The sequence below is a fragment of the Rhizobium sp. WSM1328 genome (assembly GCF_057653715.1).
In genome coordinates this window covers 425,692-439,877 of record NZ_JBYGKO010000004.1, presented here as the reverse complement: position 1 = coordinate 439,877, position 14,186 = coordinate 425,692, and the positions used below count along the sequence as shown (strand labels likewise).

The window sequence follows — 14,186 nt, the reverse complement described above, 5'->3', positions numbered from 1 at the left end:
GCTTACGCCTTCTCGCGGAACATCTCGATGATGGCGGAAAAGTCCCTTCCGCCATGTCCTAGTTTGTCGAAGAGCGCATAAAGCTGCGCGGCTTCCGCGCCGAGCGGCGTGGAGGCGCCGCTTGTCAGCGCCGCCTCCTGCGAAAGCCTGAGATCCTTCAGCATCAGAGCCGCGGCAAAACCCGGCTTGTAGTCATTGTTCGCCGGCGAGGTCGGCACCGGTCCGGGCACCGGACAATAGGTATTGATCGACCAGCACTGGCCCGACGAGGTCGAGGCGACGTCGAACAGCGCCTGATGCGAGAGACCAAGTTTCTCGGCGAGCACGAAGGCCTCGCAGACGCCCACCATCGAAATGCCCAATATCATGTTGTTGCAGATCTTCGCCGCCTGGCCGGCGCCGGCCTCGCCGCAATGGACGATCTTCTTTCCCATCGCCTCCAGGATCGGCTTCGCCCTGGCGAAGGCGTCTTCCGTGCCGCCGGCCATGAAGGTCAGCGTGCCCGCGGTCGCCCCGCCCGTGCCGCCGGAGACCGGAGCGTCAAGCGACAGGCAGCTTGCGGCCTTGGCCATCTCATGCGCCTTGCGGCTGCTCTCGACATCGATGGTCGAGCAATCGATGACCAGCGTCCCTTGCGCGGCGGACTGCAGGATATCGGTCCAGGCGGTCAGCACGTGTTTGCCCTGCGGCAGCATGGTGATGATGATCTCCGCGTCCTTGACCGCCTGGCTGGCATGGCTTGCCGGCTTGACGCCGCTCTCCTCGGCCGCCTTCAGCACCGAAGCCGCGAGATCGAAACCGAGCACCTCGTGACCTGATTTGACCAGATTGGCCGCCATCGGCCCACCCATGTTGCCAAGCCCGATGAATGCGATCCTTGCCATGCTCTTCTCCTATCGATTGTCTTCGAGGATCATTGCTGCCGCCTTTTCGGCGATCATGATCGTCGGCGAATTGGTGTTGCCCGAGGTGATCGACGGCATCACCGAGGCGTCGGCGATCCTCAGCTTGCCGAGCGCCCGGAATCTCAGCCTAGGATCGACGACGCTATCCCTGTCGGCACCCATGCGGCAGGTGCCGACGGGATGGAAGATCGTCGTGCCGATCTCGCCCGCTGCCCGCTCCAGATCGGCCTCCGTCTGATAGACGGGCCCCGGCTTGAATTCCTCTGGCCTGAAACGGGCAAAGGAAGGCTGCGCGACGATCCTGCGCGTCAACCGTATTGAACGGACAGCTATGTCACGATCGCGCTGCGTCGAGAGGTATTTCGGGCTGATCGTCGGCTGGGCGGCGAAATCCGGGCTCGACAGGTGCACCGAACCCCGGCTTTCCGGCCTCAGATTGCAGACACTCGCGGTGATTGCCGGGAAAGGGTGGACGGGATCGCCGAACTTCTCCAGCGAGACCGGCTGCACATGATATTGCAGGTCGGGCGTTTCCCGGTCCGGGCCTGATCGGGTGAAGATGCCAAGCTGGCTCGGTGCCATCGCCATCGGCCCTGAGCGGCGGACGAGATATTCGAGCCCGATCGCCGCCTTGCCGATCAGCTTCGTCGCCTTCTCGTTCAGCGTCGGAACGCCTGTCACCTTGTAGGCCAGACGCAGTTGCAGATGGTCCTGCAGGTTCTCACCGACACCCTTGACCTCGGTGACGACATCGACGCCGGCACGCTGGAGAACCTCGCCCCGGCCGATGCCTGACAGTTCCAGGATATGCGGAGAACCGATCGATCCGGCGGACAGGACGGTTTCTTTCACCGCGTAGGCGCGTTTCGCCACGCCCCGATGCTGGAATTCGACGCCGGCAACGGCGCCTTCCTCCACCAGCAGCCGCCGAACCTGCGCCTTGGTCAGCACGGTCAGGTTGGAGCGCCTCATTACCGGGCGCAGGAAGGCCTTCGAGGTGTTCCAGCGAATGCCGGAACGCTGGTTGACGTCGAAATAACCCGAGCCTTCGTTGCTGCCGCGGTTGAAATCCGCGGTCTCCGGGATGCCCGCCTCCCTGGCCGCCTGCTGAAAGGCATCGAGCACGGCCCAGCGCACACGCGCCTTCTCGATGCGCCACTCGCCGCCGGCACCATGCATCTCGTCTTCGCCGCGATAAAAATCCTCGGACTTGCGGAAGAAGGGCAAAACATCGTCCCAACCCCAGCCGCTGCAGCCCATCTGCCGCCAGAGGTCGTAATCTCGCGCCTGGCCGCGCATGTAGATCATGCCGTTGATCGACGAACAGCCGCCGAGAACCTTGCCGCGCGGATAGCTCAGCGCCCGGCCGTTCAGTCCCGCTTCCGGCGCCGTGGTGAAGCACCAGTCGGTACGCGGATTGTTGATGCAATAGAGATAACCGACCGGAATATGGATCCAGTGATAGTTGTCGCTGCCGCCGGCTTCGAGCAGCAGCACCCGGCTCCGGCCATCGGCAGACAGCCGGTTGGCGAGCACGCAGCCGGCGCTGCCTGCCCCGACGATGATATAGTCGTAACGATCCATGCCCCGACGAGACTCCAGATGCTTGCCGCTTCCCTCTCCCCGCAGCACGGGGAGAGGGAGAGTCGCAGCGCCGCCGCCCGTCTCTTTTCCCGGGAAAAGTAATTCTTTCCGGAAAGAGAGAGGTCCGCCCGTTCAGCGGCGATAGACGAAGCCCAGTTTCCGCCCCAGCCGCGAGGCGTAGAATTCGCCGATGATGCCGCGGCGGAAGATCAGCACGCAGACCATGAAGACGATGCCAGTGATGATCGTCACCGGGAATTCCGAGGTGGCGAGGTAGTTTTCCAGCGCCACCACCAGCCCGGCGCCGAAGAGCGGGCCGATCAGCGTGCCGATGCCGCCGAGCAGCGTCATTAGGATCACCTCGCCCGACATCTGCCAGGCGACGTCGGTCAGCGTCGCAAACTGGAAGACGATCGATTTCACAGCACCCGCGAGCCCGGCAAGCGCTGCCGACATGACGAAGGCGCCGAGCTTGTAGCGCGCTACGGAGTAACCGAGCGAGATCGCCCGTTGCTCGTTTTCGCGGATCGATTTCAGGATCATGCCGAAAGGCGAGTTGATGAAGCGCCAGATGATCAAGACGCCGATGATGAAAACAGCCAGCACGAAATAATACATGTTGGTCGAGCTGTTCAGATCGATCAAGCCGAAGAGATGGCCGCGCGGCACCGACTGGATGCCGTCCTCGCCCTCGGTGAACTCCGCCTGCAGGCAGAAGAAGAAGAACATCTGCGACAGCGCCAGCGTGATCATCGCGAAATAGATGCCCTGGCGGCGGATGGCGAAGAAACCCATGACGAGACCGAGAAACGCCGCACCCGCCACGCCGATCAGGATGCCGAGTTCCGGCGGCAGGCCCCATGCCTTCACCGTATAGGCGGTGAAATAGGCAGCACCGCCGAAAAAGGTGGCGTGGCCGAAGGACAGCAGGCCGGTATAGCCGAGCAGCAGGTTGAAGGCGCAGGCAAAGAGCGCGAAGCAGAGCAGCTTCATCAGGAAGATCGGATAGAAAAAGAACGGCGCCAGCAGCAGGATCAGCAGCCCCGCCAGCAGAAAACCCGCCTGCACTGAAAGAGCGGTACGGCTTTTTTCCGTTTCGATGGTTTCGGTGACGTCAGCCATGTCAAGCATCCCGTCCGAAGAGGCCCGCGGGCCTGATGAGAAGCACGATCGCCATGATGACGAAGATCACGATGTTGGACGCCTCGGGATAGAAGACTTTGGTCAGGCCCTCGGCAATGCCGAGCACATAACCGGTGATGATCGCGCCCATGATCGATCCCATGCCGCCGACGACGACAACGGCGAAGACGACGATAATCATGTTCGAGCCCATCAGCGGCGAGACCTGGTAGATCGGCGCCGCCAGCACGCCGGCAAAGGCGGCAAGACCCGCGCCGAGCGCGTAAGTGAGCGTCAAGAGCACCGGCACGTTGACGCCGAAGACCTGAACCAGCACGGCGTTTTCCGTGGCGGCGCGGAGATAGGCGCCGAGCTTGGTCTTCTCGATCAGCAGCCAGGTGCCGAGGCAGACGACGAGCGAGGCGACCACCACCCAGCCGCGATAGATCGGCAGGAACATGAAGCCGAGATTGGCCCCGCCGGCAAGGGCTGCCGGCGTCGCATAGGGCTGGCCGGAGGAGCCATAGAGATAGCGGAAGGTGCCCTCGACCGCGAGCGCCAGCCCGAAGGTGAAGAGCAGGCCGTAGAGCGGATCGAGATCGTAGAGCCGGCGCAGGAAGAGCCGCTCGATGATTGCACCGGCAAGGCCGACGATAACGGGTGCCAGGATTAGCGATGGCCAGTAGCCGATGCCGGCATAGGTCAACAGCAGGTAGGCGACGAAGGCGCCGAGCATATATTGCGCGCCATGGGCGAAGTTGATCACTCTCAGAAGGCCGAAGATGATGGCGAGGCCGAGGCTGAGCAGCGCGTAGAACGAGCCGTTGATCAGGCCGATCAGCAGCTGGCCGAGCAGCGCCTGCAGGGGAATGCCGAAGATCATCGTCATCTGATCACACTCCCAGGACCTTGTGCAGCGTATCCATGCGCTGCGGTAGTTCACCGACCGGGAATTCCGACACCATCTGCCCATGATCCATCAGATAGAAGCGATCGGCAATACGGCTGGCGAAACGGAAATTCTGCTCGACGAGCAGGATCGTCATGCCGCGCTCCTTCAGGGTCTTCAGCACCTCGCCGATGCGCTGGACGATCACGGGGGCAAGCCCCTCCGTCGGTTCGTCGAGAATGAGCAGCCTGACGCCGGTACGCAGGATTCGGGCGATCGCCAGCATCTGCTGCTCGCCGCCTGATAGTTTGGTGCCCGGGCTGCCGCGGCGCTCGTAGAGATTGGGAAAGAGCTCGTAGATTTCGTCGAGCGTCATCCCCCCTTCTGCCACGACAGGCGGCAGCAGCAGGTTTTCCGAAACGGTGAGCGTCGAGAAGATGCCGCGCTCCTCCGGCACGAAGCCGATGCCCCGATGCGCCGTCTTGTGCAGCGGCACCTGCATCATGTCGCTGCCGGCAAAGCTGATCTTGCCCTTCCGGGCACGCACGATGCCGGTGATGGTGCGCAGCGTCGTCGTCTTGCCGACGCCGTTTCGGCCGAGAATGGTGATCATCTCGCCTTCGGCCACACGCATGTCGACGCCGTGCAGGACGTGGCTTTCGCCGTACCAGGCATTGAGCCCCTGGACTTCGAGGAGAGTGGCCATCAATGCTCCTCCGTGCCCATATAGGCCACGCGTACGCGCTCATCCTGGCTGACGGTGGCATAATCGCCCGCGGCGAGGATCTCGCCGCGCTGCAGCACGGTGACGTGCTGGCAGATATTGGCGACGACGGAGAGATTGTGTTCGACCATCAGCACCGCCCGGTCGCGGGCGACCTCGCGGATGATCGAGGAAACGACGCCGACATCCTCCTGGCCCATGCCGGCCATCGGCTCGTCGAGCAGCAGCACCTTCGGATCCAGCGCCAGCGTTGTCGCGATCTCCAGCACGCGCTTGCGGCCATAGGAAAGATCGGCGGCGATATGGTCACGCTCCTTGGAAAGCCCGACGCTGGCCAGCAATTGCTCGGCGCGCCCATTCAGCCGGTCGAGCGCCGAAATCGGCCGCCAGAACTGCGTGGAAAGATTGTTCGGTCGCTGCAGCGCCACGCGCACATTGTCGAGAACGGTCAGATGCGGAAAGACCGCCGAGATCTGGAAAGAGCGGACCAGCCCCATGCGCGCCACCTTGTCGGGCGGCGTCTTGGTGATATCGGTGCCCATCAGCGTGATCGTGCCTGAGGTCGGCTGCAGGAACTTCGTCAGCAGATTGAAGACCGTCGTCTTGCCGGCGCCATTCGGGCCGATCAGCGCATGCACACTTGCGTCATGCACGTCGAGATCGACATTCTTGACGGCGGTGAAGCCGCCGAAATCACGGCGCAGGCCGCGGGCGGACAAGACCACCCGCGGCTTTTCCTGAGTTTCAATTGCGGAAACCGCCATCGTGCCTACTTCACCAGATCGCAGCCGCTCTTGGCGGGATCGATATAGGCTTCCTTGCCGGGAATGGTGGCGAGCACGTTGAAATAATCCCACGGCTCCTTGCTTTCGGAAGGCTTCTTGACCTGCAGCAGGTACATGTCATGGATCATCCGGCCATTGGCGCCGACCGTGCCGCCGCGGCCGAAGACGTCATCGACCGGCAGTTCATGCAACTGCTTGGCGACGGCTTCCGTCTCGTCGGTGCCGGCCTTCTGCACCGCCTTCAGATATTGCGTCACTGCCGAATAGGTGCCCGTATGGATCATGTTCGGCATCTTGCCGGTGCGGGCGAAGAATTTTTTGGCGAAGGCGCGGCTTTCGTCGTCGCGATTCCAGTAAAACCCTTCCGTCAGCGTCAACCCTTGAGCCGCTTCGAGGCCGAGGCCATGGACTTCGGCGAGCGTGAAGAGCAGCGCCGCCAGATGCTGGCCGCCCTGGGTGATGCCGAATTCGGCCGCTTGCTTGATGGCGTTCGAGGTGTCGAGGCCGGCATTGGCAAGGCCGATCACCTTGGCGCCGGACGATTGCGCCTGCAACAGGAAGGACGAGAAGTCCTGGGTCGAGAGCGGATGGCGGACGGCGCCGACCACCTTGCCGCCGCTTGCCTTGACATAATCGCTGGTCTGCTGTTCCAGCGAATAGCCGAAGGCATAGTCGGCAGTCAGGAAGAACCAGCTATCGCCGCCCTGCTTGACGAGCGCGCCACCGGTGCCGACGGCCAGTGCATGGGTGTCATAGGCCCAGTGGAAGCCATAAGGCGAGCAGGCCTTGCCGGTCAGATCCGTCGTCGCAGCACCCGTGACGATGTCGATCTTCTTTTTCTCCTTGGCGATTGCCTGCACGGCGAGCGCCACCGACGAGGTCGTCAGTTCCATGATCGCATCCACCTGCTCGGTATCGTACCATTGGCGGGCGATATTGGAGGCGATATCAGGCTTGTTCTGGTGGTCGGCATCGACGATCTCGACCGGAACATCCAGCACCTTGCCGCCGAAATCCTCGACCGCCATCTTGGCGGCTTCGACGGAGGACTTGCCGCCGAAATCGGCATAGACACCCGACTGGTCGTTCAGGATGCCGATCTTGACCTTGCCGTCGGTCGCGCTCTGCGCGAGCACCGCTGTGCTGCTTGCAAGCAGAAATGCAACTGATGCAATGAGATTCTTTCGCATATGATCTCCTCCCAGAGATTGGCCAGATTGCGGATCTGTTCAAATTTGGCCAGCCGCACTCCTCAGAACGACGGACCCTCCCCCTACGATCACGGAAATTCCGCCCTGAGGCAACGGGTGATTTACAATTAATTCCAAACAGTATCTGTTCGTTTTTGAACAGAGGGCACCGCGATGAACAATCCACCGCAGTTTACTTGGGACGATCTGCAGTTTTTTCTAGCCGTCGCCCGCACGGGACAGCTGTCAACGGCGGCCCGACAGCTGCGCTCCAGCCATGCCACCGTCTCGCGCCGCATCGACCGACTGGAGTTCACCCTCAAGGTCAAGCTGTTCGAGCGCAATCCGCGCGGTTACGTGTTGACAGCCATGGGCACCCGCTTCGTCGAGACGGCCGAGAGGATGGAACAGGAGACCGAGCGGCTACGCGCCGACCTCGCCGACGGCTCGATGGCGCAGCGCGGCCTGGTGCGGCTCAGCGCGCCGGAGGGTTTTGCCAACTTCTTCTTCGCAACCGTGCTGCCGCAGTTTGCCGCCCAGCATCCGCATCTATCGCTCGAACTGGTGACGATCCAGCAGATCATGTCGCTGTCGCGCAAGGAGGCCGATCTTTCCGTCGTGCTCGATGAGCCGAAGGGCGGGCCGTATTTTGCCGAGAAGCTGACCGACTATCATCTGCAGATCTATGGCTCGCGCGACTATCTGGCGAAGGCCGCACCGATCAGCTGCCGTGAAGACCTGCTCGGCCATCCCTTCGTCAGCTATATCGAGGAGATGATTTTCGCGCCGGGCCTGGATTATCTGGGCGATGTGCACCCGCGCATCAAGCCGCAGTTCCAGAGCTCCAGCATCTTCGCACAGCTTACTGCCACCAGAAACGGTCTCGGCCTTTGCATCCTGCCTTATTTCTTCGCCAGCCGTTATCCCGAACTCGTGCGCGTGCTGCCAGACGAGATCGACCTCAAGCGCCATTACTGGATCACCTGTCATCGCGACCTCAAACAGGCGCCGCGCGTGCGCGCCGTCATCGACTTCCTGCGCGAGGCGGTGCGCGGCGAGGATGCGCGCTTCGTGCCGCCCTATGTCACCGCTGCCGGCCCGGCGCGCCGGGCAAAGGTGGAAACCTGACTACTTCAGGAATTCAGTCCGATGCGGGGTGAAAGCATCGATCAGCCGGCCCTTTTCCAGCGCCTTGACGCCGTGGACCAGATTGGGGGGCACGATGAAGCTGCCGCCCTGTTTCAGCACTTCGGTCCGGTCGTCGATCGTCACTTCGAAACTGCCTTCGGCGACGTAGCTGGCCTGGATGTGCGGATGAGAATGGGCCGCACCCACGGCGCCGCTTTCGAAGACCACTTCCACCAGCATCATCTCGGGCAGATAGGTCATGATGCGCCTGACGACGCCGGGCTCGGGATTGACCCATTCGGCGCCTTCGGCCGATACGAACAGATCGCTTGACGACATTTCCGCCTCCTCGTTCCAGAATCGATCGTGGGCAAAGTGGATCATGCCGACGCTTTTGAAAAGATGGCCGGGCCTGTCTTTTCGACGCGACCGCCGTCTGTTGACGCGGTCGGCTGGCGGGTCTATGGCCAACTTGAGCGAGGCAAGCTGAGGAGACACCGCCATGCAGCATACGCGCGAAGTTTTCGACTGGGCCGATCCGTTCCGCCTGGTAGAGCAACTGACCAGCGAAGAGCGCATGGTGCAGGACACCGCCCATGCCTATGCGCAGGAAAAGCTTGCTCCCCGCGTTCTCGACGCCTTCCGCAATGAAAAGACCGATCCTGAGATCTTCCGCGAAATGGGTGAACTCGGGCTGCTCGGCCCGACCATCTCGCCGGATTATGGCGGCGCCGGTCTCGGTTACGTCGCCTACGGCCTGATCGCCCGCGAGGTCGAAAAGGTCGACAGCGGTTACCGCTCGATGATGAGCGTCCAGTCCTCACTGGTGATGGTGCCGATCGAAACCTTCGGGTCTGAGGCGCAGAAGCTGAAATACCTGCCGAAACTCGCCACCGGCGAATGGATCGGCTGCTTCGGCCTGACCGAACCCGATCATGGCTCCGACCCCGGCTCGATGGCGACACGCGCCAAGAAGGTCGACGGCGGCTACAGCCTCACCGGCTCGAAGACCTGGATCTCCAACGCGCCGATCGCCGATGTCTTCGTCGTTTGGGCAAAGACCGAGGACGGCCTCATCCGTGGCTTCATCCTCGAAAAGGGCTGGAAAGGGCTTTCGGCTCCCGCCATCCACGGCAAGGTGGGCTTGCGCGCCTCGATAACAGGCGAAGTGGTGATGGACGGGGTCTTCGTGCCGGAGGAAAACCTTCTGCCTGATGTCACCGGCCTCAAGGGACCATTCACCTGCCTCAACTCGGCCCGTTTCGGCATCGCCTGGGGCGCACTTGGTGCTGCCGAGGATTGTTATGCCAGAGCCCGGCAATATACGCTCGAGCGCAAGCAGTTCGGCCGGCCGCTTGCCGCCAACCAGCTGATCCAGAAGAAGCTCGCCGACATGGCGGCGGAGATCTCGCTCGGCCTTCAAGGCTGCCTGCGGCTTGGCCGCATGAAGGAGGAAGGCCATCCGCCGGTGGAGCTGACCTCGATCTTGAAGCGCAACAGCTGCGGCAAGGCGCTGGAGATTGCGCGGGCGGCCCGCGACATGCTCGGCGGCAACGGCATCTCCGACGAATTCGGCATCGCCCGTCATCTCGTCAACCTCGAAGTGGTCAACACCTATGAGGGCACGCACGACATCCACGCGCTGATCATCGGCCGGGCGATCACCGGCATTGCCGCCTTTGCGAACTAATACATGCCGCCCAAAAGTGTGCAGCGGTTTTGGGACAACGGTGTGCATAAAACAGAGACCTAAGCGCGTCGCATGATTCCGGTTTGACGCGACGCGCTTAGCCTTTGACGCGAAAGGGCGAATTGCCACGCGCCTGACAATGTGCAACCTTCCCTGACGACGGCAAGAGCCGGCAAAAAGGGGATCATGCATGTTTCTGCTTCTTGCATTACTGATTGGTGTCATTGCCGGGCTTCGCACGATGACCGCGCCTGCCGCCGTTGCCTGGGGCGCGGCGCTTGGATGGTTTGATGTCTCGCAGACGCCGCTTGCCTTCATGGGTTACCAGTGGACGCCGTGGATCTTCACGCTTCTCGCCATCGTCGAACTGATCGCTGACCAGTTGCCGACCACGCCGTCGCGCAAGGTGCCGATGCAGTTCGGCGCCCGCATCGTCTCCGGCGCGCTGGCCGGCGCCACGATCGGCGCCGCCAGCAGCCTGCTTTTCGGCGGGCTGATTGCCGGCGTGATCGGCGCCGTCATCGGCACATATGGTGGCGCCGCCGTCCGCGGCAGACTTGCCGCGTCCTTCGGCAAGGATCTGCCGGCCGCTCTCATCGAGGATGCCGTCGCCGTCATCGGCGCGGTGCTGATCGTGGGGGCCGTCGCATGAAAAGCTTCGACGCCATCGTTATCGGCGCCGGCCAGGCCGGCCCGTTTCTTGCCGCAAGGATGGTCGAAAAGGGCATGAAGGTGGCGCTGATCGAGCGCAAGTTCCTCGGCGGCACCTGCGTCAACGCCGGCTGCATGCCGACGAAAACGCTGGTCGCCAGCGCCCGCGCCGCCCATGTCGCAAGAAACGGCGCCACCTACGGCGTCAATATCCCAGGCGAGATCGCCATCGACATGAAGGTGGTCAGGGCGCGCGCCGAAACCGTGACCATGAACGCCCGCAACGGCCTGATCGGCTGGTTCGCCGGCATGGACGGCATGACCGTTATCTATGGCCACGCCCGTTTCGAGGACCCGAAGACCGTCAGCGTCAACGGCGAAACACTGACCGCACCGCGCATCTTTCTCAATGTCGGAGCACGGCCAGTCATCCCCGATCTGCCCGGGATCAACGATATCGATTACCTCACCAGCACTTCGATCATCGATCTCGACTCCCTGCCACGGCATCTGGCCGTCATCGGCGGCAGTTATATCGGGCTGGAATTCGCGCAGATGTATCGCCGTTTCGGCGCCGAAGTCAGCGTTATCGAGCATGGTCCGAAGCTCGCATCGCGCGAGGACGAGGATATATCCGACGCGATCGCCGACGTCCTGCGCTCGGAGGGCATCGACATTCATACCGGCGCCAGCGAGATCGCCTTTTCCAAGAGCAGCGACGGAATAACGGTCGCCACCGATTCAGCGAGGATCGATGCGAGCCATGTGCTGATTGCCACCGGCCGCAAACCGAACACCGACGATCTCGGCCTCGATGCCGCCGGCGTCATCACCGACGGACGCGGCTTCATTACCGTCGACGACAAGCTTGCCACCAATGTCGACGGCATCTGGGCGCTCGGCGACTGTAACGGCCACGGCGCCTTCACTCACACCTCCTACAATGATTTCGAGATCGCCGCCGCCAATCTGCTCGACAGCGACGACCGCAAACTCTCGAGCCGCATCCTGGCCTATGCGCTTTATATCGACCCGCCGCTTGGCCGTGTCGGCATGACGGAGAAGCAGGCGCGCGCCTCGGGACACAAGATCCTGATCTCGACCCGGCCGATGAGCCGCGTCGGCCGCGCCAGCGAGCGCGGCGAGACCAAGGGATTCATGAAAGTGATCGCCGACGCCGAGACCAAAAAAATCCTCGGCGCGGCGATACTCGGCATCGAGGGCGACGAGGTGATCCACGGCATCATCGATGCGATGAATGCAGGAACGACCTATCCCGCATTGCAATGGTCGGTGCCTATCCATCCGACGGTGTCGGAGCTGATCCCGACGCTGCTTGGGGATTTGAAGCCGGTTTAGCGATGAATTGATGCTTCGAAATCGACAGCTGGAGGCGGGCTGAGTGTCTATCGAACTGCTGATCGAGCACTACGGCCTGTTGGCGATATTTCTGGGCGCGGCCTTCGAAGGCGAAACAGCCGCCTTCCTCGGCGGCGTCATTTCCCACCGCGGACTGCTGACCTATTGGTCGGCGTCGCTTGCGGCAACGGCAGGATCCTTCGCCGGCGATCAGTTCTGGTTCTTCGCCGGCCGTTATGCGGCTCGATGGGGTCTCGTGCGCCGGCTGATGGAAAGGCCGGCGCTGGCGCGCGCCACCCGCCTTCTGGAAAGATATCCGACCGGCTTCATCCTTGCGTTTCGTTTCCTGGTGGGATTGCGGACGATCAGCCCGATCGTCATCGGGACAACGCGAATAGCGACCGGAAAATTCATCATCCTGAATGCCGTGGCCGCGTTTGCGTGGGGGCAGCTTTTCACGGCGCTCGGCTATCTCTTCGGGCACGGCATCCAACAGACATTGGGCCACCTTCCGCTGCACCGTCATCTGCTGATTGCAATCGGAGCCGCGGCTGTCGTCGCAGCCGCGGCCCTTGTCTTTCGAAAGATGAAACTGAGCGCCAGGCACTCATAGCGGTATGACGTCCTAGAACAGGATGATTTTAGGCCGGGTCGGCCTAAAACCCGAATCCTGTTCTAAATTATATAGTTGGAGCATGTTGTTGTCCGAAAACCGATCACACTTTTCGGCATCATCATGCTCTAGTCCATCACGATTTGCAGCTTCACGTCGCTTGGCCGGGCCTCGACGGCGCGATCAAACGCCTTGATCGAATCTTCGAACTTAAAGGTCTCTGATATCAGCGGCTTCAGATCCACGCGTCCCGAGCCGAGCAGCGCGATCGAGCGCTCATACTGATGCGCGTAGCGGAACACTGTCTCGATGCGGATTTCCTTGGTGGATGCCGTCGAGACGTCGAAGCCGATCGGGTTGACCGGCAGGCCGACGACGACGATGACGCCGCCTGGGCGCGGCAGCGCCATGATCGTCTCCCAGGCCTTCGGCGAGCCGGAGCATTCGAAGACGACATCGGCGCCCCAGCCGTCGGTCAGCCGGGCAACCTCTTCGGCCAGGTTCTTCTCGCGGATATTGACCGGAATGACGCCCTGGTACTGCGCGGCGATATCGAGCTTCGGCTGGGCAAGATCGGCGACGATCGCGCGGGCGCAGCCGCCGGCAAGCGCCGCGATCGCCACCATCGTGCCGATCGGCCCGGCGCCGAGGACGACGGCAGTATCACCAGGCGTAATCTTCGCCTTGGTGGCCGCCTGCATGCCGACGGCGAAGGGCTCGACCATGGCGCCTTCGGCGAAGCTGACATTGTCGGGCAGCTTGAAGGTGTAGTTGGCGGGATGCACGACCTCCGGCGTCAGCACGCCGTGGATCGGCGGGGTCGCCCAGAAGGTCACGGCCGGGTCGATATTGTACATGCCGAGCCGGCTTGCCTTGGAATTCGGATCGGGAATGCCGGGCTCCATGCAGACGCGGTCGCCGACTTTCAGATGCGTGACGCCGGCGCCGATCTCGACCACCGTGCCCGCCGCCTCATGGCCGAGCACCATCGGCGCGTTGACGATGAAGGGGCCGATCTTGCCGTGCGTGTAATAATGCACGTCTGAACCGCAGACGCCGACCGTGTGGATCCTGATCTTTACCTCGCCGGGGCCGGTTTCGAGCGGCAGATCGATATCGCGGAGCGCAAGCTCATGTTGGCGCTCGAGGACAAGCGCACGGACTTTGGTCATCGTCGGTTTCCTTCCCTAGTGGCTTGCCCATGGTTTCATCGGGCAGCGTTGAAGCCGACTATAAAGCCCGAAGCCTTCCCAATTCAACCAGATTGAGAAGGCTTTTGCTCAACAAATGAAAAACTGCTCACGCAGATCTGCAGCGGCTCGGCACCGCCAGCGGCCCGCCCGAAAACTGCACCAGGCTGGTCCGATGGCGAGCGGCCCCGTAAGGGCATTTATAAGATTTTTATATTGATGGCCCGTCGTCCGTCTCGAACCTTTATGCGCTTCGGCTCCATATTGATGTCCGAGAGGTCGGAAGATCATCTCCACGCCAGAAAGCATGAAAGGCAGCCTCCCAGCGCCCTTTGTCTTGTCTGACTCCAAGAAGA

14 protein-coding genes are annotated in these 14,186 nt (G+C 62.2%); 5 read left to right on the top strand and 9 right to left on the bottom strand.

Features of this window, described 5'->3' with window-relative positions:
• Positions 1 to 2 precede the first annotated feature (2 nt).
• From mmsB to AC2444_RS33240, 7 genes are all read right to left on the bottom strand, one after another.
• Complete coding sequence (mmsB, locus tag AC2444_RS33270) at positions 3 to 884, bottom strand: 3-hydroxyisobutyrate dehydrogenase (protein WP_128449719.1); 882 nt, start codon at positions 882 to 884, stop codon at positions 3 to 5.
• A gap of 9 nt (positions 885 to 893) precedes the next feature.
• Positions 894 to 2,489 (bottom strand): GMC family oxidoreductase, encoded by a 1,596-nt coding sequence (locus AC2444_RS33265; RefSeq protein ID WP_128449720.1) that lies wholly within the window; start codon positions 2,487 to 2,489, stop codon positions 894 to 896.
• A gap of 132 nt (positions 2,490 to 2,621) precedes the next feature.
• Positions 2,622 to 3,611, bottom strand: a complete 990-nt coding sequence (locus tag AC2444_RS33260) for a branched-chain amino acid ABC transporter permease (RefSeq protein WP_128449721.1) — start codon at positions 3,609 to 3,611, stop codon at positions 2,622 to 2,624.
• A 1-nt stretch (position 3,612) separates the two neighbouring features.
• Positions 3,613 to 4,500 (bottom strand): branched-chain amino acid ABC transporter permease, encoded by an 888-nt coding sequence (locus AC2444_RS33255; protein WP_128438643.1) that lies wholly within the window; start codon positions 4,498 to 4,500, stop codon positions 3,613 to 3,615.
• A gap of 4 nt (positions 4,501 to 4,504) precedes the next feature.
• On the bottom strand, positions 4,505 to 5,206 hold the full coding sequence (locus AC2444_RS33250; protein ID WP_128407204.1) for an ABC transporter ATP-binding protein: 702 nt from the start codon (positions 5,204 to 5,206) through the stop codon (positions 4,505 to 4,507).
• Entirely contained in the window at positions 5,206 to 5,988 is a 783-nt protein-coding gene (locus AC2444_RS33245) for an ABC transporter ATP-binding protein (protein ID WP_012763273.1), read from the bottom strand. Before AC2444_RS33245 ends, AC2444_RS33250 begins: the two co-directional genes overlap by 1 nt.
• A 5-nt stretch (positions 5,989 to 5,993) precedes the next feature.
• Positions 5,994 to 7,199 (bottom strand): ABC transporter substrate-binding protein, encoded by a 1,206-nt coding sequence (locus AC2444_RS33240; RefSeq protein WP_003553898.1) that lies wholly within the window; start codon positions 7,197 to 7,199, stop codon positions 5,994 to 5,996.
• Positions 7,200 to 7,373: 174 nt separating this feature from the next.
• Between AC2444_RS33240 and AC2444_RS33235 the strand changes: the two genes are divergently transcribed.
• Positions 7,374 to 8,327: a LysR family transcriptional regulator gene (locus tag AC2444_RS33235; protein WP_003553900.1), complete on the top strand. Its 954-nt coding sequence runs from the start codon at positions 7,374 to 7,376 to the stop codon at positions 8,325 to 8,327.
• Here AC2444_RS33235 and AC2444_RS33230 read toward each other — a convergent pair whose 3' ends face one another.
• On the bottom strand, positions 8,328 to 8,666 hold the full coding sequence (locus tag AC2444_RS33230; RefSeq protein ID WP_003553902.1) for a cupin domain-containing protein: 339 nt from the start codon (positions 8,664 to 8,666) through the stop codon (positions 8,328 to 8,330).
• A 163-nt stretch (positions 8,667 to 8,829) separates the two neighbouring features.
• Here AC2444_RS33230 and AC2444_RS33225 point away from each other — a divergent pair, with 163 nt between their 5' ends.
• From AC2444_RS33225 to AC2444_RS33210, 4 genes are all read left to right on the top strand, one after another.
• Complete coding sequence (locus AC2444_RS33225) at positions 8,830 to 10,017, top strand: acyl-CoA dehydrogenase (RefSeq protein WP_012763286.1); 1,188 nt, start codon at positions 8,830 to 8,832, stop codon at positions 10,015 to 10,017.
• A 190-nt stretch (positions 10,018 to 10,207) separates the two neighbouring features.
• Positions 10,208 to 10,669, top strand: coding sequence for a DUF4126 family protein (locus AC2444_RS33220; protein ID WP_003553906.1), 462 nt, complete (start codon positions 10,208 to 10,210; stop codon positions 10,667 to 10,669).
• Entirely contained in the window at positions 10,666 to 12,027 is a 1,362-nt protein-coding gene (locus AC2444_RS33215) for an FAD-containing oxidoreductase (RefSeq protein ID WP_003553908.1), read from the top strand. The genes AC2444_RS33220 and AC2444_RS33215 overlap by 4 nt, the downstream gene beginning before the upstream one ends.
• 43 nt (positions 12,028 to 12,070) lie before the next feature.
• Positions 12,071 to 12,640, top strand: a complete 570-nt coding sequence (locus tag AC2444_RS33210) for a DedA family protein (RefSeq protein WP_003553910.1) — start codon at positions 12,071 to 12,073, stop codon at positions 12,638 to 12,640.
• A gap of 128 nt (positions 12,641 to 12,768) precedes the next feature.
• Here the strand turns inward: AC2444_RS33210 and AC2444_RS33205 are convergent, their stop codons facing one another.
• Positions 12,769 to 13,812: an NAD(P)-dependent alcohol dehydrogenase gene (locus AC2444_RS33205; protein WP_128449722.1), complete on the bottom strand. Its 1,044-nt coding sequence runs from the start codon at positions 13,810 to 13,812 to the stop codon at positions 12,769 to 12,771.
• Positions 13,813 to 14,186: the final 374 nt, after the last annotated feature.

Bases quoted from the DNA above. Each gene is read 5' to 3' on its own strand.
- mmsB (WP_128449719.1), bottom strand. From the start codon at position 884: ATGGCAAGGATCGCATTCATCGGGCTTGGCAACATGGGTGGGCCGATG.
- AC2444_RS33265 (WP_128449720.1), bottom strand. From the start codon at position 2,489: ATGGATCGTTACGACTATATCATCGTCGGGGCAGGCAGCGCCGGCTGC.
- AC2444_RS33260 (WP_128449721.1), bottom strand. From the start codon at position 3,611: ATGGCTGACGTCACCGAAACCATCGAAACGGAAAAAAGCCGTACCGCT.
- AC2444_RS33255 (WP_128438643.1), bottom strand. From the start codon at position 4,500: ATGACGATGATCTTCGGCATTCCCCTGCAGGCGCTGCTCGGCCAGCTG.
- AC2444_RS33250 (WP_128407204.1), bottom strand. From the start codon at position 5,206: ATGGCCACTCTCCTCGAAGTCCAGGGGCTCAATGCCTGGTACGGCGAA.
- AC2444_RS33245 (WP_012763273.1), bottom strand. From the start codon at position 5,988: ATGGCGGTTTCCGCAATTGAAACTCAGGAAAAGCCGCGGGTGGTCTTG.
- AC2444_RS33240 (WP_003553898.1), bottom strand. From the start codon at position 7,199: ATGCGAAAGAATCTCATTGCATCAGTTGCATTTCTGCTTGCAAGCAGC.
- AC2444_RS33235 (WP_003553900.1), top strand. From the start codon at position 7,374: ATGAACAATCCACCGCAGTTTACTTGGGACGATCTGCAGTTTTTTCTA.
- AC2444_RS33230 (WP_003553902.1), bottom strand. From the start codon at position 8,666: ATGTCGTCAAGCGATCTGTTCGTATCGGCCGAAGGCGCCGAATGGGTC.
- AC2444_RS33225 (WP_012763286.1), top strand. From the start codon at position 8,830: ATGCAGCATACGCGCGAAGTTTTCGACTGGGCCGATCCGTTCCGCCTG.
- AC2444_RS33220 (WP_003553906.1), top strand. From the start codon at position 10,208: ATGTTTCTGCTTCTTGCATTACTGATTGGTGTCATTGCCGGGCTTCGC.
- AC2444_RS33215 (WP_003553908.1), top strand. From the start codon at position 10,666: ATGAAAAGCTTCGACGCCATCGTTATCGGCGCCGGCCAGGCCGGCCCG.
- AC2444_RS33205 (WP_128449722.1), bottom strand. From the start codon at position 13,812: ATGACCAAAGTCCGTGCGCTTGTCCTCGAGCGCCAACATGAGCTTGCG.